This window comes from Desulfoluna sp., from assembly GCF_030145185.1.
GTDB lineage: Bacteria > Desulfobacterota > Desulfobacteria > Desulfobacterales > Desulfolunaceae > Desulfoluna.
Map to the genome: position 1 here is coordinate 35,300 of NZ_JAQYWB010000008.1, position 23,265 is coordinate 58,564.

Annotated in this window: 22 protein-coding genes; 15 read left to right on the forward strand and 7 right to left on the reverse strand. The window is 55.6% G+C overall.

The genetic code is table 11. The features are described from left to right. Nucleotides 1–124: 124 nt before the first annotated feature. The 5 genes from Q1Q75_RS03715 to Q1Q75_RS03735 all read right to left on the reverse strand — a co-directional run bounded on the left by Q1Q75_RS03715 (nt 125) and on the right by Q1Q75_RS03735 (nt 7,605). Complete coding sequence (locus tag Q1Q75_RS03715) at nt 125–1,654, reverse strand: response regulator (protein ID WP_300667667.1); 1,530 nt, start codon at nt 1,652–1,654, stop codon at nt 125–127. Next, nucleotides 1,647–2,537, reverse strand: coding sequence for a protein-glutamate O-methyltransferase CheR (locus Q1Q75_RS03720; RefSeq protein ID WP_300667668.1), 891 nt, complete (start codon nt 2,535–2,537; stop codon nt 1,647–1,649). Before Q1Q75_RS03720 ends, Q1Q75_RS03715 begins: the two co-directional genes overlap by 8 nt. Before the next feature lie 132 nt (nt 2,538–2,669). Then, on the reverse strand, nt 2,670–3,788 hold the full coding sequence (locus Q1Q75_RS03725; RefSeq protein WP_300667669.1) for a chemotaxis response regulator protein-glutamate methylesterase: 1,119 nt from the start codon (nt 3,786–3,788) through the stop codon (nt 2,670–2,672). A 208-nt stretch (nt 3,789–3,996) separates the two neighbouring features. Beyond that, nucleotides 3,997–4,452 carry a chemotaxis protein CheW gene (locus tag Q1Q75_RS03730; protein ID WP_300667670.1) on the reverse strand — a complete coding sequence of 152 codons (456 nt, stop codon included), beginning with the start codon at nt 4,450–4,452 and terminating at the stop codon, nt 3,997–3,999. Between the two features lie 33 nt (nt 4,453–4,485). Further along, nucleotides 4,486–7,605, reverse strand: a complete 3,120-nt coding sequence (locus Q1Q75_RS03735; protein ID WP_300667671.1) for a chemotaxis protein CheW — start codon at nt 7,603–7,605, stop codon at nt 4,486–4,488. A 353-nt stretch (nt 7,606–7,958) separates the two neighbouring features. Between Q1Q75_RS03735 and Q1Q75_RS03740 the strand changes: the two genes are divergently transcribed. From Q1Q75_RS03740 to Q1Q75_RS03750, 3 genes are all read left to right on the forward strand, one after another. Beyond that, complete coding sequence (locus tag Q1Q75_RS03740; RefSeq protein ID WP_300667672.1) at nt 7,959–8,660, forward strand: cytochrome c biogenesis protein CcdA; 702 nt, start codon at nt 7,959–7,961, stop codon at nt 8,658–8,660. Between the two features lie 108 nt (nt 8,661–8,768). Continuing rightward, on the forward strand, nt 8,769–9,197 hold the full coding sequence (locus tag Q1Q75_RS03745; RefSeq protein ID WP_300667673.1) for a thioredoxin fold domain-containing protein: 429 nt from the start codon (nt 8,769–8,771) through the stop codon (nt 9,195–9,197). Nucleotides 9,198–9,215: 18 nt separating this feature from the next. Continuing rightward, nucleotides 9,216–9,782: a CoA pyrophosphatase gene (locus tag Q1Q75_RS03750; RefSeq protein WP_300667674.1), complete on the forward strand. Its 567-nt coding sequence runs from the start codon at nt 9,216–9,218 to the stop codon at nt 9,780–9,782. A 132-nt stretch (nt 9,783–9,914) separates the two neighbouring features. Here Q1Q75_RS03750 and Q1Q75_RS03755 read toward each other — a convergent pair whose 3' ends face one another. Next, a complete protein-coding gene (locus tag Q1Q75_RS03755) occupies nt 9,915–10,196 on the reverse strand; it encodes a hypothetical protein (RefSeq protein ID WP_300667675.1) in 282 nt (93 codons plus the stop codon). 953 nt (nt 10,197–11,149) lie between these two features. On the opposite strand from Q1Q75_RS03755, the gene Q1Q75_RS03760 reads away from it, so the two are divergent. From Q1Q75_RS03760 to Q1Q75_RS03790, 7 genes are all read left to right on the forward strand, one after another. Continuing rightward, nucleotides 11,150–13,240 carry a ribonucleoside triphosphate reductase gene (locus Q1Q75_RS03760; RefSeq protein WP_300667741.1) on the forward strand — a complete coding sequence of 697 codons (2,091 nt, stop codon included), beginning with the start codon at nt 11,150–11,152 and terminating at the stop codon, nt 13,238–13,240. Nucleotides 13,241–13,649: 409 nt separating this feature from the next. Continuing rightward, nucleotides 13,650–14,348, forward strand: a complete 699-nt coding sequence (locus tag Q1Q75_RS03765) for an anaerobic ribonucleoside-triphosphate reductase activating protein (protein WP_300667676.1) — start codon at nt 13,650–13,652, stop codon at nt 14,346–14,348. A gap of 104 nt (nt 14,349–14,452) precedes the next feature. Then, nucleotides 14,453–15,613 (forward strand): alanine racemase, encoded by a 1,161-nt coding sequence (gene alr / locus Q1Q75_RS03770; RefSeq protein WP_300667677.1) that lies wholly within the window; start codon nt 14,453–14,455, stop codon nt 15,611–15,613. A 350-nt stretch (nt 15,614–15,963) separates the two neighbouring features. Beyond that, nucleotides 15,964–16,641: a septum site-determining protein MinC gene (locus tag Q1Q75_RS03775; protein WP_300667678.1), complete on the forward strand. Its 678-nt coding sequence runs from the start codon at nt 15,964–15,966 to the stop codon at nt 16,639–16,641. 129 nt (nt 16,642–16,770) lie between these two features. Then, nucleotides 16,771–17,571, forward strand: coding sequence for a septum site-determining protein MinD (gene minD, locus Q1Q75_RS03780; protein WP_300667679.1), 801 nt, complete (start codon nt 16,771–16,773; stop codon nt 17,569–17,571). A 10-nt stretch (nt 17,572–17,581) separates the two neighbouring features. Next, nucleotides 17,582–17,845 carry a cell division topological specificity factor MinE gene (minE, locus tag Q1Q75_RS03785; protein ID WP_300667680.1) on the forward strand — a complete coding sequence of 88 codons (264 nt, stop codon included), beginning with the start codon at nt 17,582–17,584 and terminating at the stop codon, nt 17,843–17,845. Between the two features lie 99 nt (nt 17,846–17,944). Further along, on the forward strand, nt 17,945–18,640 hold the full coding sequence (locus Q1Q75_RS03790) for a Crp/Fnr family transcriptional regulator (protein ID WP_300667681.1): 696 nt from the start codon (nt 17,945–17,947) through the stop codon (nt 18,638–18,640). 356 nt (nt 18,641–18,996) lie between these two features. On the opposite strand, the gene Q1Q75_RS03795 is transcribed toward Q1Q75_RS03790, so the two are convergent. Then, entirely contained in the window at nt 18,997–19,791 is a 795-nt protein-coding gene (locus Q1Q75_RS03795; RefSeq protein ID WP_300667682.1) for a hypothetical protein, read from the reverse strand. 247 nt (nt 19,792–20,038) lie between these two features. On the opposite strand from Q1Q75_RS03795, the gene Q1Q75_RS03800 reads away from it, so the two are divergent. The 5 genes from Q1Q75_RS03800 to Q1Q75_RS03820 all read left to right on the forward strand — a co-directional run bounded on the left by Q1Q75_RS03800 (nt 20,039) and on the right by Q1Q75_RS03820 (nt 23,175). Next, a complete protein-coding gene (locus tag Q1Q75_RS03800; protein ID WP_300667683.1) occupies nt 20,039–20,479 on the forward strand; it encodes a DUF134 domain-containing protein in 441 nt (146 codons plus the stop codon). A gap of 143 nt (nt 20,480–20,622) precedes the next feature. Beyond that, on the forward strand, nt 20,623–21,471 hold the full coding sequence (locus Q1Q75_RS03805; RefSeq protein WP_300667684.1) for an ATP-binding protein: 849 nt from the start codon (nt 20,623–20,625) through the stop codon (nt 21,469–21,471). Then, nucleotides 21,468–22,358 carry an ATP-binding protein gene (locus Q1Q75_RS03810; protein WP_300667685.1) on the forward strand — a complete coding sequence of 297 codons (891 nt, stop codon included), beginning with the start codon at nt 21,468–21,470 and terminating at the stop codon, nt 22,356–22,358. Before Q1Q75_RS03805 ends, Q1Q75_RS03810 begins: the two co-directional genes overlap by 4 nt. Before the next feature lie 17 nt (nt 22,359–22,375). Further along, nucleotides 22,376–22,738 carry a NifB/NifX family molybdenum-iron cluster-binding protein gene (locus tag Q1Q75_RS03815; RefSeq protein ID WP_300667686.1) on the forward strand — a complete coding sequence of 121 codons (363 nt, stop codon included), beginning with the start codon at nt 22,376–22,378 and terminating at the stop codon, nt 22,736–22,738. An 80-nt stretch (nt 22,739–22,818) separates the two neighbouring features. Continuing rightward, nucleotides 22,819–23,175 (forward strand): NifB/NifX family molybdenum-iron cluster-binding protein, encoded by a 357-nt coding sequence (locus tag Q1Q75_RS03820; RefSeq protein WP_300667687.1) that lies wholly within the window; start codon nt 22,819–22,821, stop codon nt 23,173–23,175. The last annotated feature ends 90 nt before the right edge of the window (nt 23,176–23,265 follow it).

Below are 23,265 nucleotides of genomic sequence, written 5' to 3' on the forward strand. Positions count from 1 at the left end.
GGTGGCCTTACCTTGTCGGAGTTCTATTGTTGTCGGGTCACGAGGATTACCGATGTGCCGACCGGGTCACGATTCCTTCGGCAGAGGTGCCCCAACGTCCGTGGCCATGATACGTGGGGCTTTCTCAAAAATCAACGGCTTCCTTGACGTGAATCAGGCGGCTGACCATCTCCTCAAGACCCTCGTCGGAGAAGGGCTTCATGAGAATGGCATCCACGGGGCTGGCGCCATCCCCGGCGGGCGGGGTTGCGTCGCTCTGGGTGGTGACCATCAGGATGGGAAGGCGTCTGCGGTCCGCATGCCGCCGCAGCTGGGAGGCCATGGTAAATCCATCCATCTCCGGCATGTTAAGGTCTGTGATGACCAGCCGGGGTGAGAGTCCTGGGATCTCACGAAGGGCCGTTTCCGGGTTGTCGAAGGCGATCACCTCAAACCCTGAGGCGTTGAGCTTTTTCATGTAGAGCATGAGCATCATCTTGGAGTCGTCGACGCAGACGATGAGCGGTCGGCTTGTCTGCATCCTTGAGGCCGCCTTTTTCACTCGGGCGGCAAGGGCGATGAATCGTTTTTTCTTTAAAAAACCGACACAGTGGTCTCGGACTTCAGGGTGGGCATACTGGGTCAGGTGCCGCTCGGTGAGCGCTTCAAAGCCTTCGATGGTGAACAGAAACCCAAGGGTGTTGTCCGACTGGGAGTCGATGAGGGCACCGATCACCCGGGCCGCCGTCTCGTCCCCAAAGGAGACAATGTTGGAGATCCCCCGGATGAGGTGGGTGGTGATGTTTCGGTCCACGGCACGGGCCGCGGCCATGCGCACCGCTTCGGAGTCGTCGGCAAGTCCCCGGGCCAGGTACAGCGCCCATTTGGGGGAGGGGAGTCGTCCTGCGGCTTCATAGACAGCGAAGCGGATATTGGGGTCGTCGGGCAGGGAGGTGAGAAGGCCCAGCAGGGGCGGGACGGCCTCCGGAGCGCCGCATCTGCCCAGGGCATTGACGGCATGGATGATGCCATTGGTGTCGGCCATGGTCAGATGGTGGGTCAGGGCACAGACCCCGGCACTGCCCGCAGCGGCAAAGATATCGATGGCCAGAGTCCGCAATTCATGATGGGTGGAGCCCAGAAGGGCCGCCACCGCAGAAAATCCAGCTTTGCCGGTTAAGGGCAGGGTCTCGGCAATACGCATGCCCTGGGGTGCGTTTTCTTCGCACAGGCATTTGATCAGGCTGGGTCCGTCGGTGCCGGCCAGTCCGAGGCTGGCCCGGCAGGCGGCGATGAGGACGATGCCGGAGCGGCTGATCGCGACGAGATCCAGGAGGCGGGGGAGGGCCTGGGGGAGGTCCAGTTCCACCATGGCGTCCGCCCAGAAGGAGAGGCGGTTCTCGTCCATGGGCCCAAAGGTGTTTCCGGCAAGAAACTGGCCGATAATCCAGTCTACCTCACCAAGCTTGCCTTTCTTTTTCAGGTCGTTGGTTAAAAATTTGATGATAGGTAGCCCCGGGGCTTCACAGCTCAGGAAGAGTTTTTTCAGCGTGAGGTGCCTGATCGACTCGGGGATGGTGGTAAAAAAAGGCATCAGGGCGCAGCCCTTGACGGCATCGTTGAAGTCGATGCAGTGGTTCAGTTCTTCAATGTACTGGCGTTCCGGGTTATCCATTAACGGCTCTCAGGCTGCTCAGGCGGGCGTTCGCCGGGGGCGATTGGCCCTGCAACTGATAAAATGTTGAGTTCAGGTAGCGTATCGGGACAAAGGGCGACTCCTCCTGGGAGAGAGATTCCGTGGATCCGATGAGGAGGGCGCCGTCGGGCTCGAGTTGACGGGAGAGATTGTCAAAAAGCCGCAGTCGGTCTTCTCGGGTGAAGTAGATGGCGACGTTGCGGCAGAGGATGAGGTCGAATTTACCGAGCCCGGCAAGGGAGGTCAGCAGGTTCTGCTTGCGAAAGGAGACCATGCTTCGGATTTCATCGCGGATGCGGTAGCCGTCCCCTTGAGGGGTAAAATAGCGGTTGAGCCGCGCGGGAGAGAGTCCTCGGGTGACTTCGAACTGGCTGTAGAGTCCGTAACTGGCGCGAGTGATGGCAGCATCGGAGATATCCGTGGCCACGAGCTGCAGGTTATACCCGTTTTTTTGCAGGCCCAGCTCCCTGAGGACCATGGCGGTGCTGTAGATCTCCTGACCCGTGGAGCTTGCGCTGCTCCAGATGCGTAAGGTCACAGGCCCGCCCTTCTTACTCTTGCGGTCGATGATGTCCGGGAGCAGCCGATACTGAAGCAGCTCAAAAGGGGTGCTGTCACGAAAAAAATAGGTTTCATTGGTCGAGATGGCGTCGATGATTTGTCGCTCAAGGGCATGGGATGACTCGGTCCGGGCTCGGGTGAGCAGTTCCAGATACGAGTTGCAGCCGTTCTCTACGGCAATCTGGCCCAGGCGCGTTTCGATAAGGTACTCCTTACCCGGAGCCAGAGTAATGCCGGAGATTCCGTAAATGTATTTGGAAAGCGCTTGAAATTCGCTTTCGGTGACCTTCAATCGATTCATCGGACCTGCTTGTTGTTGCGAGGTTATCGCCGTCTCTGAGCTCAGGGTAAGGGGGGTGCCTTTGGGCACACGACCCCCTCTGCGTCTCGGCAATGGGCCGGATGCCGGGTTCCTTCGCTGCATTGAAAGGCGTTATTTGAGTGTGTTGATCAGCGCACGGGCCATTTCGGAAAGGGGCACGACTTTGTCCGTGATCCCGGCCTCTGCAGGCGCCTTGGGCATCCCGTAGACGGTGCAGCTGGCCTCATCCTGGGCTAAAATAACCGCCCCGTTTTCATGCATTTTCTGCAGCCCTTTAAACCCATCCTGGCCCATGCCGGTCATAATAATGCCGGTGGCGCGTCCCACGTAGTGACCGGCGATGGAACGGAACAGGTAGTCCACCGAAGGTCTGCAGCTGTTTTCAGGGGGGTCGTCGGTGATGCGGACCAGGCGGTGAATGCCGTCCCGGTGGGCTTCCACACGCATCTGTTTGCCCCCTGGGGCGATCAGGGCCAGACCGGGCTTGAGCAGATCCCCGTCTTCAGCTTCCTTGACCTCGATGGCGCATTTGTTGTTGAGGCTTCCCGCCAGAGATTTGGTAAAGACCGGAGGCATGTGCTGCACAATGAGAAGAGGCACACCGATGTCAGCGGGGAGCTTGGGAAGCATCGCCGCCAGGGCGTTGGGACCGCCGGTGGAGATTCCGATGGCCACCACTTCCGACGGCCTGCTGACGGTGCGTGGAATCCGTCTCGGCGGGGGAGTGACCGGGATGACGGTCTTTTTCTCTTTTGATTCCCGCGGGAGAACAGTGCGCGCCAGGGTCGCGCGGGTATTGCTGAGACGGGATCGGAATTTTTTTTCCTGAATCAGGGAGGTGATCGCCGGCGTCAGTTGCGCCCGGATTTTCTCCATATTTTCAGCGGCCGTACCGGACTGGGGCTTGGTGATAAAATCGAAGGCTCCGAGCTCCAGCGCACGGATCGTCATATCCCCCCCCTTCGTGGTGAGGGTGGAAAGCATAATAATGCGGGGTAATTTGGTCCCCGTTTTTTTTAGTTGTTCCAAGAGTTCAAGGCCGTTCATCTCTGGCATTTCAATATCCAGGGTGATGAGGTCGGGCTTGAAGGTATTGATTTTGGTGAGGGCAAATCGCCCGTTGGCGGCGGTACCACATACCTCGGCACCGGGGATCGACGCAATGACATCTCCGATGACTTTACGATAGAGAATGGTGTCGTCAACCACCATGATTCTGATGGGATCCATTGGGATGCCTCCAGGAAGCAAGAAGGGTTTCAGCTGCAACGAAAATGAGTGATCGTTCCGGGGTGGATGGGCTTCCCGTAAGGGAAGGCCCCTGCCCCCCTGTTTCATCCGAAGAGTCGTCACGACTCCGGTAGAAATGAAAGGACGTATCACTGAATCACGATTTGGGCGACACTTTTTGTCATAACGTCGGCACAAAGAGCGTTTGTCAGCTTTCTGCAAGGACCCGTTCAATGTCCAGAACACCGATGAGTCCCGCGTCGGTTTTGACGACCCCTTCGAAGTAACTTCCTTCGATTCCGCCGAGGTTGGCGGGGGGGGGCTCGACGTGACGGGGGTCGGCACTCATGACGTCGCTGATACGATCCACGAGGAGGCCGATGTGTTCGCCCATGGAGTCTACGATGATGTTCCGGTTGTCCTTGTCCCGGGTGATGGGAGACAGGCCGGTTTTCAGTCCGAGGTCGATGACGGTGACGATGCGTCCGCGAAGGTTGAGCACCCCCACCACATAGTCGGGGGATTGGGGCACCCCGGTGACGTCGATCTGTTTGTTGATCTCTTGAATTTTAAGGATGTCGATGCCGCACTGGGCCTGCCCTACGAAAAAGGTGGCAAGCTCCAGCATGGATGAAGCACCGTTTCTTTTTATCTGTTCATTCATGGTGTGTCTCCTACGGGTGATGGGGTTGCCTGTTTACAGGGAGAACTCTCGAACCACATCAATCAGCTTTTCCCGGTCCAGTTTGATCTGATAACTGTCGATGCCGGCTTCTTTGCCTTTGTGCATGTCCCGTTCGCTGGCAAGGGAGGTGAGGGCCACCACGGGCAGGTGTCCGTATGTCGCGGATGCCTTGACTTTTTTGGTCAACTCAAAGCCGTCCATGTTGGGCATCTCAAGGTCGGTGAGGACCACGGTGAATTCGTCGTCTGTTTTTTGCAGGTAATCCCACGCCTCGGCACCGTCTTCGGCGGTGGTGACGATAAACCCTTCGTCGTTTAAGAAGTTGGAGACCTGGTTGCGGAAGAAGGCGGAGTCTTCGGCGAAGAGGATGCGAATCTCGCTGCTCTTGGCTGTGAGGTCCGGCCCGGTGGGGCGATTCTCTTCAAACCAGGTGGGGTTAACGGTCCGAACCAGCTCAAAGATGTCCACCATGAGGGTGGTGTGGTCTCCGACGATCAAGGAGCCCATGATCCCGTTCTGCTTGAGGGTGGAGGCGTCCACGTTCAGGTCTACTTCCACAGCATCCACCGGCGGGGTGACGAGAAGGCCTGTCTCCCTGCCTCCCACTCGGAAGACGACCACTTCGTACTGGTCGCTGTCCGGAACCTTGGCCACATTGGCCACTTCCGAGATCTCATTTAGGGGAAGGCTGCCGCCACGGTATTGGATCACCCGGCGTCCGCCCACCTCTTCAATGTCACTGGATTTTACGCGCTCAATGCGTTCCACCAGGTTGAGGGGGGCTGCAAAGTGTTCGGTGTCGCTGCCTTTAAATGTGAGCAGGGCCGTGCGGTCGCTGCCGGCGGCGCCGTGTTCTTTTGCCGAGGCCTCTTCAGCGGCGCTGATGGCTTTGGTGGAGGTCTCGTTGAGGCGGCCCATCTTGGCCAGAGAGGCGACATCCAGGATGAGGGCGACACGTCCATCGCCCATGATGGTGGCACCTGCGTAGCCGTCACTTTTGCTCAGGTGACGCCCGAGGGGCTTCACCACGATCTCTTCAGAGTCCCGGAGTTCGTCCACCACCAGGCCGTATTTGAAGTTTCCAGCGGAGACCACGGCGATGTTGATGGCGCTGTCGCTTCGATAACGCCTGTCGTCACCGGTTCGGAGTTCACGGATCTCTTCGGGAAGTTCATCCTCATCGCCCTGGCGGCGGTCGGCGAGGTTGCGGCGTTTGTCCGGATAAATCTTTCCATCTTCGGGGTGCACAAAGGTGGGATCAATTTCTAAGAGATCGGTGAGACGCAAGAGGGGTAAAAGTGCACCACGGAGTCTGACGACGTCGGCGTTGCCGACCTTTTCAATCCGATCTTTAACCTGGGCGGCGGGGATGCGCAGAAGCTCGTCGAGGTTCACCTGGGGAATGGCGTAGCGCTCGTTCTCCACCGAGACGATCTGGCTGGGGATAATGGCCAGGGTCAGGGGGAGCTTGATGAGAATCGTGGTCCCTTTGCCGGGCTTGGAGTGGATGTCGATGATGCCGCCGAGCTTATCGAGGTTGGTTTTTACCACGTCCATGCCCACACCGCGGCCGGAGACATCGGTGACCTGGCGTGCGGTGGAGAATCCCGGTAAGAAGATGAGGCCCACCTTCTCTTTGGTGCTCATGACAGCCACGTCGGACTCGCTGAGGAGCCCTTTTCTGACGGCTGCTGACGCCATGGCTTCGCCATCGATGCCGCCGCCGTCGTCGCTGATCTCAATGTTCACCTGGCCCGCTTCGTGGAAGGCCTTGAGGAAGATGCGGCCGGTGGGGGACTTGCCCAGTCGGCTGCGCTCTTCGGGAGACTCAATGCCGTGGTCCACGGAGTTTCGTACCAGGTGGGTGAGGGGGTCGTTGATGGACTCGATGATGGTTTTATCGAGTTCAACGTCCTTGCCTTCAATGAAGAGATCGACCTTTTTGTTCAGGGTCCCTGAAAGGTCCCGGACCACGCGGGTAAATTTGTTGAAGACGTTGGAGATCGGCTGCATACGGGTTCGCATGATGGCCTCCTGGAGTTCGGAGGTGATCATGTCGATGCGCTGGCCGGAGGTCTCCACGGCGCGCGTGTTGCTTCCCGTGATGCCCTGCATGAGTTGGTTGCGGCTGAGAACGAGTTCACCGGCCAGGGTCATGAGCGTGTCGAGGAGTTCCAGGTTGACGCGGATGGAGGTCTGCCCTTTGCTTCGCGTGTCCGTTTCCGTGGGGCGCGCTTCGGAGGGCTCTGCTTTGGGTGTGGGGGCAGATACAACGGGCTGCGGTTGAGGCGCAGGCGTTGGGAGAACCGGTTCGGGGGTGCTTTGAGCCAGTGGCGCGGGAGCGGCTTGGGCCTCTTCGACGATCTCCTGTATATCGGTTTCGGCTCCGCCGATAAGCGGCGTGATGTCCAGCACGGAGGATTCATCCAGGTCGGCGAGCAGTGGGGCGATGTCAGGCTCAATAATGGAGGCAAAGAGGACGAGGAAGGGACGATTCCCTTCGCTGTCGGGTGCCGCCACAGGATCCGTGGAGTCCAGGATCATGCCGCTGTTGCTCAGGGTGGTCAGCACCTCGTTGACCACCTTGCCCTGATCGGCGATGTCCCGGTTCAGGTCATACGTAAGCCGGTAGATGTATTTGCCCTGCTTCAGAACTTTGCCAAGTTCTTCCGTGTCTACCGTGAAGGGGGACAGGGGGTCCTTATCGGGCTCTTCTGTCTGCGCATCACGGGTCCCGGGAGTGTCGGGCAGGCTGTCGATGGCGATGAGGGCCTCGACAAAACGGGAGATGTCAGCCTCGTTGCTGGTGTCGATGTTGTTGATCAGCTCCGTCAATTTATCGAAGGCGGTGAGCAGGGTGCTGATGACCCCAGGGGTCGGCTCGAGCTCCCCGTTGCGCATCATGTTCAAAGCGTTTTCCAGGTTATGAGAGAGCTCCTTCACCGCCGTGAGTCCCATGAAACCTGCCCCCCCCTTAATAGAGTGGGCTGCTCGAAACACATTGTTGATCAGCTCTTCACCGTTTTCAAGCCCTGCCTCTTCGATGGCCAGGAGGTCACTTTCGATGTCCGAAAGGTGCTCCAGGGACTCTTCCACGTACATTCGTAAGGTGTCGTCATCTTCAAAAATCATTGCATATACCTCCAGCTCAGCCGGTCAGGTGCATTGGATGCCTTGTCCGTTGGACATGTTATTTTCATTTTATCGTTCTTATCGGCAGGAAACGGAGATTACTTATATTTTTTTTTAAAAAAAGGCCGATTTCGTGTTTCTTGGGCCGGATGGCTAAATATTGGATGCTGAGAGGGTAGAAATGACTGGTATGATGGATAATTATTTGTCTGGTAAGGAAAGGGGTGCGGAAGGTATTATTTGCCTTTCCCGGATAACTGCCATATAATTCAATCAAATTTCTGGCCGGGAACATCGGCTTTATTGGTAAGCGGGCTTCTGGCCCGCTTTTTTTCTCCGGAGTCTGCGTTCTTATGAATGGTTTTTTGACGGTTTCGTGGAGTGCGGCTTTTGTAGCAGGCCTGCTCTCGTTCTTTTCCCCCTGTGTTCTGCCGTTGGTCCCTGCTTATTTTACCTTTATTACCGGCCTGTCTCTCGAAGATTTGAATACGGGGGGGGCTGCGGTTCGGAAGCAGGTGATTCTTGCCACCCTTGCTTATGTCCTGGGGTTCTCCTTTATCTTTGTGCTTCTGGGGGCTGCTGTTTCATCCCTCGGTGGTTTTTTTTACGATCATAAGGAGTGGCTCAGAATCGGTGGCGGGGTGCTGGTGATTTTATTCGGGCTTCATTTTATGGGTGTGCTTCGTATTTCCGGGCTGGAGTTTGACAAACGACTCAAGGTCCGTCGGAAGCCTCTGCACCTTTTCGGTGTGTTTGTGGTGGGCATGGCCTTCGGGGCGGGGTGGAGTCCCTGTATCGGCCCCATGCTGGGCTCCATCCTGGTCCTTGCCGGGAACCAGGAGACGGTGGCCAGGGGGATGGCCCTGCTTTCGGTGTATTCCGCCGGGCTGGCTCTGCCCTTTATCCTGATCTCTGTCTTTATCGGTGGCATGCTTGGTTTTTTAAAAAAAGCGCAGCGGGTGTTGCCTTACGTGAATAAAGTGGCCGGTGTGCTGCTTGTGGTCGTGGGGATTGTGCTTTTGACCGGCTCGATCAATACCCTTGCAATCCTTTAACCGTTATGGTTTTTTGTTAATTATGGTAAGAAACCCATTTAAATCGGCAGGCCTGACGGGGCCCCTCATGGGGGGCGATCCCTTGCCTTTTTCCCTGTGGAGAATGTTATGCGTAAAGCCTTGAAATCGTTTTTGACGATTTTTATCTGTGTGTCGGTCACCGCCGTTTCCGCCCAGGCTCTGGAGAGTACGCCCGGCGGTATTCAGTGGCAGTCGTATGATGCCGGGCTGGCCCTGGCGGCTTCCAGCGGCAAGAAAATATACGTCAATTTTCACGCGGACTGGTGCACCTATTGTACGAAAATGGCCAACACCACCTTTAAATCAAAAAAGGTGATTGCCTTTTTGAATGAATATTTTGTTCCGGTGCAAGTGGATACGAATAAAGAAAAAGCGCTGGCCCGAAAGTTCAAAGTGCGGGGCCTGCCTCTCAGCTGGTTTCTTGATGAGGGCGGGAACCCGATCAATTTTCGGGCGGGGTATATGGATCCCAGTGAGTTTCTGAACATGTTACAGTTCATGGTGAACGAAGGGTAGAAACAGTCAATGAGTGCGATGGCCCCATTTGATGTAACCGCAGCCCGGGAGCGTATTTGTTCCACGGAGCATCCCGATTCGGCCGGGGAGCATTTGAAAAAGGCATCCGTGTTTATGCTTTTGCGTTCTCCGGAGACCTCTCCCACCATCCTGGCTATTTTGAAGGCCGATAACAAGGGCTATCCCTGGGCCAATCAGGTGGCCCTCCCTGGGGGACACCAGGACCCTGTGGATTTTTCTCCCCTTGCCACGGCGTATCGTGAGTTGGAGGAGGAGACCGGGATTCTTTCGTCGGAGGTGGATTATATCGGATCCCTGGGGCATTTTCAGACCATCAATAGTACCGAAATCGAGGCGTTCTTCGGGATTTGGGAAGGGGATGAAGAGGAGGTGGTCTACGACGCCTCTGAGATTGCTCGGATCGTGATGATCCCCCTGAAGAACCTCGTAAAAACCCATCATGAAAAAGCGTATACCGGCCGTGTTCCCGGGTGGGAGGAGTTGCTTTATCCGGTGGAGGATATGACGGTGTGGGGGGCCACGGCCCGGATTTTACATTATTTTACCGAGTTGCTGTTGGTCTGAGTCGGCAATGGCTGCCCGGCTGGAGTGTCCGTCTATTCTATGGAGGGCTTCCTGGGATGGATCAATGGAAACACTGCCCTGGTGAACGCGGTGGCGTCAGCAGGGCAGTTTTGCGTTTACCGGCAGGCCGGTTTATTTTCCGAAGAGTTTGATGCGGATGGTGTGCAGGAGGTGGGAGACGAAGATCCACACCGCCAGGATGATCAGCAGGGAGGGAATCCAGATATGTTTTTCCCATGGCGACTCCGTCAGGCAGACCTCCAGCCCCACCCCACCGAACAGGGCGGAGACAAGGGCGATCAGGATGAGAATACGTGAGGTGACGCGGGACCGATACAATCCACCGATGGCCCGTTTAAGGCCGGGGGGAGACCCTCCTGCGGAGAGTCGTGAGGACCGTTTTTCTTCGAACATGGTGATCTCCTGTCGTCCCTTTTCTCTGCCGATGGATGCGTTCTCTTGAAGGGGCGTTTGGTTCCTGTCTGTCTGTATAAGAGTCGACTCGATGAACGGTGATTACGTGGGTTGTGTAGAAGGAATGTAGCATGACTTCACCGTTCATTGGGACGGCTTTTTTTTGTGTTTCCTGTCAATGAACGGAATTGGCTTTTTTTTCACCTTTCTGGGACGGAAATATAAGTAGGATACCGCTTCGTGATCCTTGTTTACAAACGTGACAACGCGTCTACATCCTTGAATTTTTTCGGGATATGCGTGGAGGTGTCCCGGAGGGGGAATATACAATATATGGGAAAAGGCTCTTGACACTGCCTATATATTGTGTAAACTTGGGTTGTCTTCGGGTCTAACTGAAGGCGTAGAAACCCCCGGGACCTTACCCGGCACCCGCTTTCACGATGCCGTATCCTCTTGGGACGGCCAAGCTGAAAATTGAGTCCTTGGAATCCTGAAAAATCAGGTGACTCCATGCTCTATGGGGTAATTCATGCAGAATAATAGGGATATTCACAATATAATCTATGACAACGGTGGTGAATCACAGGCTCTACATCAGTGACGCACCATGTCCGTTGTGTCATGTCACATCGTTACCGAATTGAATGGCAGGGATGACCTCTGGCTCGAGGCCTGTCGGTCGGTATCTTTCCAATAAAAAAAATCCGATGTAAGCAGTCTTTACAAAATACAAGAGGAGATGGTGGTTTCATTGTCAGCGGCTGTCCATGGGGATGCGTATGCGCATCGCGGCTCCCCCCCAGCCCAAACCATGGTGTGTGACGATGAGACCGGGACCGTAACCTGACTGTCACTAAATGAGATGCGCCCTTGATGCAGAGGGCGAGGATGTCTCTTCAGTGCGGTCCGTGTAAACCTGTGAACGTTAAAGATGAAGAAGGGGTATGCATTTGTTCGATCGAATAAAAAAACGAAACGGTAGTGTGGTTGAATTTGATTCTTCCAAGATAACAGCGGCCATCTCTAAGGCGGGGAAGGTGACAGGGGAGTTCGGGGAGCGGGAAGGCAAGATGCTGACCATGAAGTTTCTCAGCATGGCGCGTACCCTTCGTCTGGGTGCGGTCCCTGACGTGGAGGAGGTTCAGGACATTGTGGAGCGAGTGCTCCTGGATTCTCCGTTTTACAAGACCGCCAAGGCTTATATTCTCTACCGTGAGCAGCGTGCCCAGATTCGAAACATCACCATCAAGGCCAACACCGAGCTGATGGACAACTACATTAAAAAGCTCGACTGGAAGATTAAAGAGAACAGCAACATGAGCTACTCTCTCCAGGGCCTGAACAACTACATCTCCTCGGATATCACCGCAGAGTACTGGCTGAACCGGATTTATCCCAAGGCCATCCGTGAGGCGCACAACGAAGGGGATCTCCATATTCATGACTTGAGCCTGCTTTCCGTTTACTGTGTGGGCTGGGATCTTCAGGATCTTTTACGCGTGGGATTCAAGGGCGTGGCCGGCAAGGTCGAGAGCACTCCGCCCAAGCATCTTCGGACCGCTTTGGGTCAAATCGTAAACTTTTTCTACACCCTTCAAGGGGAGGCGGCGGGCGCCCAGGCCATCAGCAACTTTGATACCCTCCTGGCTCCCTTTATCCGCAAGGACGAGCTTCCGTATGACAAGGTGAAGCAGGCGCTTCAGGAGTTCGTTTTCAACATCAACATTCCCACCCGTGTTGGATTTCAGACGCCTTTTACCAACATCACCATGGACCTTGTGGTACCGAAAAACCTCAAAGACACCCCCATTCTTATCGGCGGCGAGGATCTTGACGAGACCTACAGCGAGTTTCAGGAAGAGATGGATACCCTGAACCGCGCCTTTGCCGAGGTGATGATGGAGGGGGATGCCAAGGGGCGTGTGTTTACTTTCCCCATTCCCACGTACAACATCACCGTGGATTTCGACTGGGACAATCCCAACCTCGATATGATCTGGAAAATGACGGGACGCTATGGCATCCCCTACTTTTCCAACTTCGTCAACTCCGACATGAGCCCTGACGACGCACGGTCCATGTGCTGCCGCCTGCGGTTGGACAACCGAGTCCTTCTTAAACGCGGCGGAGGCCTTTTCGGAGCCAACCCCCTGACCGGCTCCATCGGTGTGGTGACGCTGAACCTGCCCCGCATCGGCAAACAGGCCAAAACCGAAGAGGCTTTTCTGGCGAGACTGGATGAGTTGATCCAGCTGGCCAAGGAGAGCCTGGTGATCAAGCGCAAGATTCTCGAAGAGTTCACCGAGAAGAATCTCTACCCCTACTCCAAGTTTTACCTGCGCCACATCAAGGAACGCTTCGGTATTTACTGGAAGAACCACTTTTCCACCATCGGCATCATCGGGATGCAGGAAGCCCTTGAAAATTTCATGGGCAAGGGGATCGCCGATCCCGAAGGCAACGCAATGGCCTTGCGTATTCTGGATCACATCCGTGGCCGCCTGGAAGAGCTTCAGGATGAGACCGGCGATATTTTTAACCTGGAAGCCACCCCCGGTGAAGGCACCGGTTATCGACTGGCCATGAAGGATAAGAAGCGGTACCCCGATGCGGTTTGTGCCAATGAGGAGGCGTTCCGAAACGGCGATGACCCTTTTTATACCAACTCCACCCATCTGCCGGTGAATTACAGCGACGATCTCTTTGAGGTGCTGGATCTCCAGGATGAGCTCCAGACCAAGTACACTGGCGGCACGGTGCTTCACATGTTCCTGGGGGAAGAGGTCACCGACGTGGAAGCCGTGAAGGCCCTGGTAAAAAAAGTGTCCGGCAATTACCGCCTGCCTTACTTTACCCTGACCCCTACCTTCAGTGTCTGCCCGTCCCATGGGTATATCTCTGGAGAAGTCCCGATATGTGAGAAGTGCGGGAGCACAACGGAAATCTACTCTCGTGTGGTGGGTTACCTGCGGCCTGTTTCTCAGTGGAATAACGGCAAGCAGAGTGAATTTACCATGCGTCAGACCTTTAAGGTGGCTTAGCCCGGATATTTCACGAGTCGAGTGCATCCATATTCAAGGCATCAGAGCTGCAGATGTAGTGGTTTACCTCAAAGCTCTGATAACGCAGAAGATGGGTGCACTCGGCTCGCCCGAAGGGTGAGAAAAGTGAGTAGAAAATGGTGAATTACATTTTGCATTTTTGAAATGTCTATATATTTATTGGTAACAAGCTACAATAACTCATTATTGTCTTGGTATGGTCGTTTTTTCATGAAATATTCGGGTTAGCCCCGAGGGTTGATCAGCACAGGGTTCGGTGAGTACACTGAGCCTTCATGTTTGTGTCGGGGCCGATTTTTTCTTGCAGGAAAGATCGGCCCCGACTATTTTAAGCGGCACATGCCCGGACGCCGTCCGGGCGTCTGGTGATGGAAGGAGTCGGCTGGATATGATTATCGGCGGTTTGAACAAATGCTCGCTCATTGATTACCCCGGAAAGATCGGGGCGGTGGTCTTTACCTATGGCTGCAATCTCACTTGCCCTTATTGCCATAACGCAGGGTTGGTGTCGGCGGGAGGGCCTGAGACCCCGTATGAGGTCGATGCGGTGCTCGATTTTTTAAAGCGTCGGGTTGGGCGTCTGGACGCCGTGGTGGTCAGTGGTGGGGAACCCTGCCTTCACAACGATCTCCCCGAGTTTATCGGCACGCTGAAGGCGATGGGGTACCTGGTGAAGCTGGACACCAACGGCAGCCGTCCGGCCATGCTGAAATCCCTGATGGAGCAAAATCTGGTGGATTATGTGGCCATGGATATTAAAACAGACCCGGCCTCTTATGAGCCTTATCTTTCAAGTCGCTCCATCGAGGTGGAGCTCCGGGAGAGTGTGTCGGCCATTTTGCATTCGGGGCTGCCCCATGAATTTCGGACCACCTGCACCTCCCCTTTTATCGATGAAGCCGTCCTTGACACCATCACCTGCATGATTGAAGGCGCGGAGCTTTATGCTCTGCAGGAGTTTAACCCCAAGCACACCCTGAATCCCGAATTTTTTAATGATCATGAAGGGATTTCTCCGGCGCTTCTCAAACGGTTCAAGCTTGTGGCCGAGGGGAAGGTCGGGCGCTGTGTTCTCAGGATGACGTAATGTGACATGGTGGCTTCGTGAAGAACGTGCCCAGGATTGGCGTTGATCGCCGTTTCTCGGATTGTTTTCGATTCTGTCATGATGTGCGTCTGTGGAGGTGAGCCATGACGGTGATCGGCAACGTGCCCGAACCCATTTACGCAGAAATAGACCTGAAGTGTATTGCTGCGAACACACAAATTTTGAAAAAGCATGCCGGCAAGGCGAAGCTCATGGCGGTGGTGAAGGCCAATGCCTATGGCCACGGAGCCGTACACGTGGCCCGGACCGCCCTTGCCCATGGAGCCTCCTGGTTAGGCGTTGCGCGGCTTTCTGAGGCGGTCACCCTGCGGGAGGCGGGCCTTGACGCCCCCATTCTTATTTTGGGGCACACCTCGGCTGCAGGGGTCCCTCTCCTGCTGCGGTATGCGCTTCGTCAGGCGGTGGTGGATGCTGACCATGCCCTCTCTTTAAGCCGTGCCGCGGAAAAAGAGGGGGGTCGTGTGTTGGGGCACATCAAGGTAGACACCGGCATGGGCCGTGTGGGCTTTGATGCGGTGCCGCAACCGATGGACGCGTCGGCGCTGTGCTGTGCGGAGTCTATCCTCGGGGCCGCGTCCCTTCCGGGGCTCTACGCCGAAGGTATTTTTACCCATTTTGCCACCGCGGATGAAGTCGACCTGGGCGATGCCCGGGAACAATTGGCCCGGTTTTCCGCGGTTCTCTCTCACCTTGAGGCCCGGGGGCTCACCTTTGACGTCCGTCACGCCGCTAACACGGCCGGTATCTTTACGATGCCTGAAGCCCATTTTGATATGGTGCGGGGGGGCATCTCCCTGTATGGATTGAACCCCTCCCGGGATGTCCGTGTGGAACACCTGGGCGTTCAACCTGCCATGCAGGTCAAGGGGTGTATTGTTCAGCTCAAGCGCGTACAGAAAGGGGGCTGCGTCAGTTATGGCGGTTCCTGGAAGGCCGAAAAAGAGACCTGGGTGGCAACGGTGCCTTACGGTTACGGGGATGGGTATCCCCGGTTTTTGTCGGGGCGTGGGCGCATGCTGGTGCGGGGAGAAAGTGCCCCTGTCCTGGGACGGGTCTGCATGGATATGACCCTGATTGACGTGACCGGTATTGACGGCGTCTGCGTCGGGGATGAGGTGGTGATCATGGGCAGCCAGGCCGAGGCCGTCGTTTCCGCCGATGAGATTGCGGACATCATTGATTCCATCAATTATGAGGTAACCTGCATGGTCGCTTCCCGGGTACCCCGGGTCTATGTGTCCTAAAAACGGAAGAGGGGAGTGAACGCTCCCCTGTAGCCATGTGGGTGATAAACCCTCAAAATTTTAGTATGTTATTTGCCTACCTGGTATTTTCTAAAATCAGTTCCCTCCTTTGTGACCCTCTATTATTCTATCCTTACGTGATCTGTCTTGACCGATATCCTTTGGTTTTTTATGATTGGGTGTTTGTTTGAATAGCTATTATTGCTGATGGGCTTCCAAAAAATTGTGGACTCGTCTGTCGATAAACAGGCTGTTGCGGTCCCCCTATACGTCCTCTGGCTGATGTGCCGGGATGTGCCGTGCAGCGGGGTTATTTGTTATGTTGCCATTATGTTAAGGAAAGGGTTGCAGTGGCAGTTTTGTTTGGATCGGCGAACACAGCGGTAAAAATTAAGGGATATGGGGACGGGTTTTTGCTCTCCGTGGACCCAAAGGCCTCAGAAGATCACATCCTGAAAGCCACCATTCGGATTTTTCGCCAGCTCAGAAATCTTGCGGCGGGTGCTCTGGTTCAGGTAGATGCCGGAAGCTGGTCCGGGTCAGCCCTCTGGGCGGATCGTCTTGCGCTGGTGTTGCAGGATCGTTTTGCTGTCTCCGGTGTTCTGCCCTACGGGGAACCACCGGAAAGCCAGGGGGCAGAGATGATTGCCACGCCCTCTGTTCTAGAGACCCAGGTTCTGACAGGGCGGGTGCGCTCCGGGCAGAGGGTGAACTCGGAACGGCATCTGGTGGTGTTGGGAGATGTGAACCCGGGGGGCGAGGTGGTGGCCGGAGGCGATATCTACGTGATGGGCAGCCTGCGTGGAACCGCCGTGGCCGGTAATCCCAGTGACTCATCCTCCATTGTCATGGCCCTGGATTTCCGGCCCATGCAGTTGCAGGTGGGGCCCCATGTGGCCGATCATCATGTGCCGGCAAAACCGGGACGGGTAGAATATGCCTTTGTCGCCGCCGGGCGGGTGGTGGTGGCCGACTATCTGGATGAAAATCCCTTTGCCAAAGCCCCGGTTCTCACCTGGAGAACTTAGGCAGGGCCTCCGCATCGCCGCTTGCTGTTTTTTTGTGGCGCGCTGCAGGGCTGGGTCCCCTTTGATAACACGATGTCTTTTAGCAGGCGCATCGTCAACGTGAAACACACGGACAGGAGAGTTGGATACGTGAAAGGCAGAGTGATCGTGATCACATCGGGTAAAGGCGGTGTGGGCAAAACGACGGCAACGGCTTCCATCGGTGCGGCCCTGGCCCTTAAGGGCAAGAAGACGGCCGTGGTGGATATGGATATCGGACTGCGCAACCTCGATGTGGTGATGGGGTTGGAAAACCGGATCGTCTTTAACGTGGTGGATGCGGTGAAGCACAAGTGCAAATCCTCCCAGGTGGCCATTAAGGACCGGCGCATCGACAACCTTTTTCTCATCCCCGCCTCCCAGAGCGACAACAAGAACACCATGAGTCCGGATGAGGTGACGGCCTTTATCTCCGAGATTCGAAGCGACTACGATTTTATCCTGATCGACTGTCCTGCGGGCATTGAACAGGGCTTTGAAAACGCCGTGGCCGCAGCGGACGACGCGGTGGTGGTCTGCATGCCCGAGGTCTCTTCCATTCGAGATGCAGACCGTATTATCGGCTTGCTCCTGGCCAAGGAGATTGTGCCCCGACTCGTGGTGAACCGTATTGTGCCCCAGATGGTGGCGCGCGGTGATATGCTCAGTCACGAGGATGTGGTGGATGTGCTTTCGGTGGAACTGCTGGGCCTTGTGGAGATGGATGAGCAGGTGATTGTCTCCACCAACACCGGGGTTCCCCTGGTGATGCAGAAGGACTCCAAAGCGGGGCGCGCGTTTGAGCGCATTGCCGGACGTCTTGCCGGACAGACCGATTTGCCTATCGAAGTGCCCCGGACGGACAGTGGCTTCTTTAAACGCCTGGGTCGGAAAATGGGCCTGGCAAGGTAAGGGGGAGATGATGCTGAACCTGTTACAGAAGATGATGGGAAAAGAGGCACCCCGGAGCAGTGATGTGGCCAGAAAGCGTCTGAAGCTCGCCTTGGTGTGTGACAGCCTGGAGGTCTCCGATGAGGTGCTGCATAACTTGCGGGAGGATCTGCTGGATGTCATTTCCACTTATTTTGAGATTGACAGAAAAGGGTTTACTCTGGATATTGATAAAACCGAAGATTACTCTGCCCTTGTGATGAATACCCCGATTTTGTCGGCCCTTCGCCGGTAAGGCACAGCGTGCTGTGTGTGCTTTGTCGCCGGGCCATTCCAAGAGGGCCCCAGGGAAGACCCGGGGGTGCCGTGTTACGAAATGATATGAGAGGATTCCATGGATCTCACCCATGACCTGCTGCCGACCATTCCGCTGTTCCGTTCCCTGGACACCGACAGCCTTGCGCGTATTGCCGCCGCCGTGAAACCTGTCACGCTTAAACCGGGAGAGGCGCTCTTTCGCAAAGGGGATGACGGCAACGAGATGTACATTATTGAAGAGGGCGCCGTGAAGATCGTTCTGCCTTCCAGCGTGGGGGAAGAGATTATCCTGACCGTCTTGAGGGAGCCCTCTTTTTTTGGCACCATGTCGATGTTTGATGGACAGAGCCGAAGCGCCGATGCCGTGGCCATGACCCCGAGCCGCCTACTGGTCCTTGAACGTGACTCCTTTATTCATATCCTCCAGGAAGACGAACACGCCCTTCGCACTCTTTTGTGCGACCTCTCCTCCATGATTCGTAAAACAGACGACCTCCTGGAAGGTCTCTGTTTTTTCAGTATTTCCACCCGCCTTGCAAAATGTCTCTTGGAGTTGGCCGAACAGGCCTCAGATGGAAGTGACCATCCCGTGGAGATCGATCTTACCTTTACCCAGAAAGAGCTGGGTGAGATGGTGGGGGCCACCCGGGAAAGCGTGAACCGCGAGCTCAAAAAATTTCGGGAAGAGGGCATTATTCATTTGAACCGGGGGATTATCACGATTTCCGACTGGGACGCACTTGAAGAACTCGCCATGCCCATCGATTTTTAAACAGAGGGCCATCCCAGAGAACGTATCGACCACTATAAAAAAGGTAACGGCTGAGTTCCTGATAACGGAAAATGCTCGGGTGACGAGCTGAATTCCCGCGGAAACGAGTCCCCGGCAGCGCTGTCGGGGACTTTTTTTGTTTTTTTGGAACTATTCATCTTATGCCTCCGGCGGCAAGGGTGGCGAAGCCACTTAGGCAAAAGTTTAGCCCCCGGCAGGGCCGCCGGAGGCACTATCTGAATAGTTACAGATGATTATGGTATGATTCCAGAGCCATGCTAAAATCAAAGGCGGATGTGATTACATCCGCGGGAGGCTTTTTTGGAAGCTGAACAGTCACTTTTTTTAGCACATTGCTATGGGGTTGTGGGGTGCGAGGGGACGGTGTGTTTGCTGAGGAGCGGGGAAAACTCGTTTCGGATGATGGCATCAAGTTTTTTCCCCACCTCAAGGCCAATATCGATGAATTCCGGGCCATAGAGTTTCCCGGTTTGGGATCGGAAGGTCTCTTTGATCCGTGCGATTCCCTCCAGGGCTCTGGGGTAGTGGGTCATGAACAGGGGCAGGGGGATTCGAGCGTAAGAGACCATATCCCAGACGGTATGCGCGAAATTGTCAGGACCCCACCGGAATTTATCGGCATCGTAGAGGGCGTCGGCCAGGCCTTGGGCGTCAGGTCCCATCGGACAGGGGGTCTCCTGGACTCGAAAGGCTTCATGACAGGCAATGGCAAAGGCAATTTCACCAATCTCTTTTTCGGGAAATCCCAGGAAATGAAGGGCTTTCCGGGCGTAGGTGGCCCCTTTTTCAGCGTGGTCTTTGTGTTTGCGCATGGTGTCGTGGAGGAGACCGGCACAGTGGGCTTTGAACATGATGTGATCGATCTGGGGACCCGGGGTATTTTTACCTTCCACGAAAACGATGGCACCGGCTTCGATGGCGACCTTCTGCGAGTGGGAGAGCCCATGCCCGAAGTCTTCATCAAGCTCGGCTTTCAGGTGGGACATGAGTTCCTTAAGCGGCTTGCTTTGTTCAAAAAGCCGGTGCGACCGTAACAGGGCATCGGCTTCCTTTTTATAAAAAGCAGGCGCTGGGAGATCCCGCACCAGCTCCCTCGCCCTTTCCCGAATTTGTCGGTAGGTTTCATCCATAGAAATAAGTGTACCACACACCGCCGGGGCTTGGGAATAGGGAAGCAGGGTCAGAAACTCCGTTCGGATGGATCGGTCTTCCTCCCTTTGTCTGGAAAATGGTTGAGTTAAATTTTAGCGTTTTATTTCGGGTGTTTTCGCTGTGAATAGGGGCCGGTCGGTTCTCTGCCAAAAAAAACGTTGACAGAGGGTTGGGCCTGGTCTAAATAACAGCTTATGAGCATATGCTCATAACTCAGGAGGAATTATGGTACGTCCGAAAAAAGAACGGGTGGTGGGAGTTTCCACCAGCCTCAGCTATTTCAAACCCGGGGGCATTCCCCTCTGGCAGCTGGAGGAGACCCTTCTCACCGTGGACGAACTGGAATCTCTGAGGCTCTGTGATCTGGAACAGCTTTCCCATGAAGAGGCGGGTCGATGTATGAATGTGTCTCGGGCCACTCTCGGACGTATTGTTCGCGAGGCACGGCGTAAAGTCGCCGATGCGCTGGTTCATGCCAAGGCGCTGCGCGTTGAGGGCGGTAACTATCGGATCACAGAGGAGATGCGCCTGTTTGTCTGCAGCGACTGCGGCAAAAGGTGGGTAGAACCCTATGGAACCGGTCGGCCCGATGGGTGTCCGGGGTGTGGAAGCATCCAATTTCACAGGGTATGGAAAGAAGAAGCCGAGTTCCCCGAATTCGAATGATGCCGTGGTTACGTTTTTTTGATCCCCAGGTCCGGCGCAGTACCGCGTGAATCTGTTTCAAAATGATTGTTGTCCGAGACATCTCTTCCCATATAAGGAGCTCCGGCGTTAAGATGAACCCGTAACACGGGGAAGTGAACGCCATGATCATCACGGTAGCCAGCGGCAAAGGGGGCACGGGGAAAACCACCGTGGCCACCAACCTCGCCGTAGCCGTCGGAAAAGGGACCACCCTTCTCGACTGCGACGTGGAAGAGCCCAATGTCCATCTGTTTCTAGAACCCAAAAATCTTAGAAAAACACCCATCACCACCATGATTCCGGTGGTGGATCAGGATGCCTGCATTCAGTGTGGCGCCTGCAGTGAGTTGTGTCATTTTTCTGCCATCACGCTGGTGGCAGACGAATTGTACCTTTTTCCCAATATGTGCCATAGCTGTGGGGGCTGCGTCATGGTTTGCCCTGCCGGTGCTCTGACGGAAGGATCCCGTGAATTAGGGGAATTGGAGATTGGCCAGTGGAACGATATTGAGCTGATCTCAGGGCGTCTCCGGGTCGGAGAGGCCATGAGCCCTCCCCTCATCGAGCGGGTTAAAGAAGCCGCCGAGGGACGGGAGCTGGTCATTGTGGACGCGCCTCCCGGAACCTCGTGTCCGGTGATCGCCGCCATGAACGGGACTCACTATGTGCTTTTGGTGACCGAACCCACTCCCTTCGGGCTTAACGACCTGAAGCTTGCCGTGGAGGCTGTGCGGGTTCTGGGCATGCCCTTTGGCATCGTGATTAACCGGGCCGATGCCGGTGATGATCGGGTCGTCCGGTATGCAGAGGAAGAGGGCATCGAAATTCTGATGTCGATTCCTTACAGCCGAAAGGTGGCAGAGTATTACGCCCGGGGACGGCTTTTGGTGGAGGCGATGCCAGAGATGGCTGAGGCCTTTGGCGGCCTGGTCGAAAAAATACGGGCAGCCGTGGAAAGGGGGACGCGATGAAAGAGATTACCGTCTTGAGCGGCAAAGGGGGCACGGGCAAAACCACCGTGACCGCTTCCTTTGCGGCGCTTATCAGCAATCGGGTTCTGGTGGATGCGGATGTCGACGCCGCGAATCTTTATATGATTACCCCCCACACCGTGAATTCGGAACATCCCTTCGAAGGAGGGAGTCTGCCGAAGATCGATATCCAGGCCTGCACCCATTGCGGCGACTGCATCACGCGGTGTCGATTCAACGCCCTGGAAAAAGGCCCTCGCCTGAACCGCATCGCCTGCGAAGGCTGCGGCGTGTGTGCCCATTTCTGCCCCGAAGGGGCTATTACCATGGAACCTCGGGTCTGTGGCACCTGGTTTAACTCCAGCACTGAAAATGGCCCTCTGGTCCATGCCCGTCTCGGAATTGCCGAAGAGAACTCCGGCCTGCTGGTCTCCCTGCTTCGCCGTGAGGCCCGTAAGCAGGTTGAAGCCACCGGAGCCGATTATATTCTCGTCGATGGCCCTCCAGGGATCGGTTGCCCGGTGATTGCCTCCACCACGGGATGCGACGCCGTGGTCGTGGTGACTGAGCCCACCGTCTCCGGGTTTCACGATTTAGAACGGGTGGCCGAGCTTGCCGCTTTCCTCAAGGTGCCGGTGATGCTCACCATCAACCGGTGGGATATTCATCCCATGATGGCGGAACGCATTCGGGCGTTTGCAAAGGAGAAGGGCATGCACCATGTGGGTGACATCCCTGTAGACGAAGGAGTCACGGCGGCTATGGTGAAAGGGCAACCCCTGGTCACCTGCTCCGATGGCCCTGCCGCTACAGCCATTCGTGGTGTGTGGCAGCAGGTCGTCAATTTTCTCGATGATAAACACGGGCCATTTAAAATGGCTCTGTAACCCAAGGAGAACTTTCAATGAAGATTGCAGTGACAGCTACAGCAGCAGATTTTGACGCCCCCATGGATCTTCGATTCGGCCGTGCCGCTTGTTTTCTTGTGGTGGACACCGAGACCATGTCCTGGAGCGTAGTAGAAAATACCCAGAACTTGAATGCCGCCCAGGGTGCAGGGATCCAGGCAGGTAAAACCATCGTGGAAACCGGTTGTACCGCCATCATTACTGGCAATTGCGGTCCCAAGGCGTTTCGTATTCTCACCGGGGCCGGTATTAAAATTGTTACCGGGGCCAAGGGCAGTGCCCGTCAGGCCGTGGAGCAATACAAAGCCGGCGAGCTCCAGGAGTCCTCAGAAGCCAACGTTGAAGGGCACTGGATTTAGTCGCCTGCCCCCCACCGCGGTGGGGGGCCTGACGTCCTCGTTTATACTCAGTGATCAAATAATATCCCAAGGAGAAAGATATGAAAATTGCCATTCCACTGGCCATGGGCCAGCTGACTGCACATTTCGGACATTGCCAGGAATTTGCCTTTGTGGCTGTTGCTGATGGAAAAGTTACCGGAACAGAGAAACTTGTTCCTCCTCCCCACGAGCCCGGCGTTCTGCCCAAGTGGCTGGCGGAGCACGGTGTCACCCACGTCATCGCCGGTGGCATGGGCGGCAGGGCTCAGGCGCTCTTCACCGAGAGCAATATCGCCGTGATTACCGGTGCTCCTGTGGAAGATCCTGAAGTGCTGGTGAAAGCCTGGCTTGCCAAATCCCTGGAGACGGGTGAGAACACCTGCGGTCACGATGAAAATCATATCTGTGACCACTGATCCAGGCGCGAACCTGTTATCAGATTTTAGATAAGAAGTACGATAGCGTTCTGCGAGGGGCTTGATTCGCCTGTCCGTCCACTTGAAGAT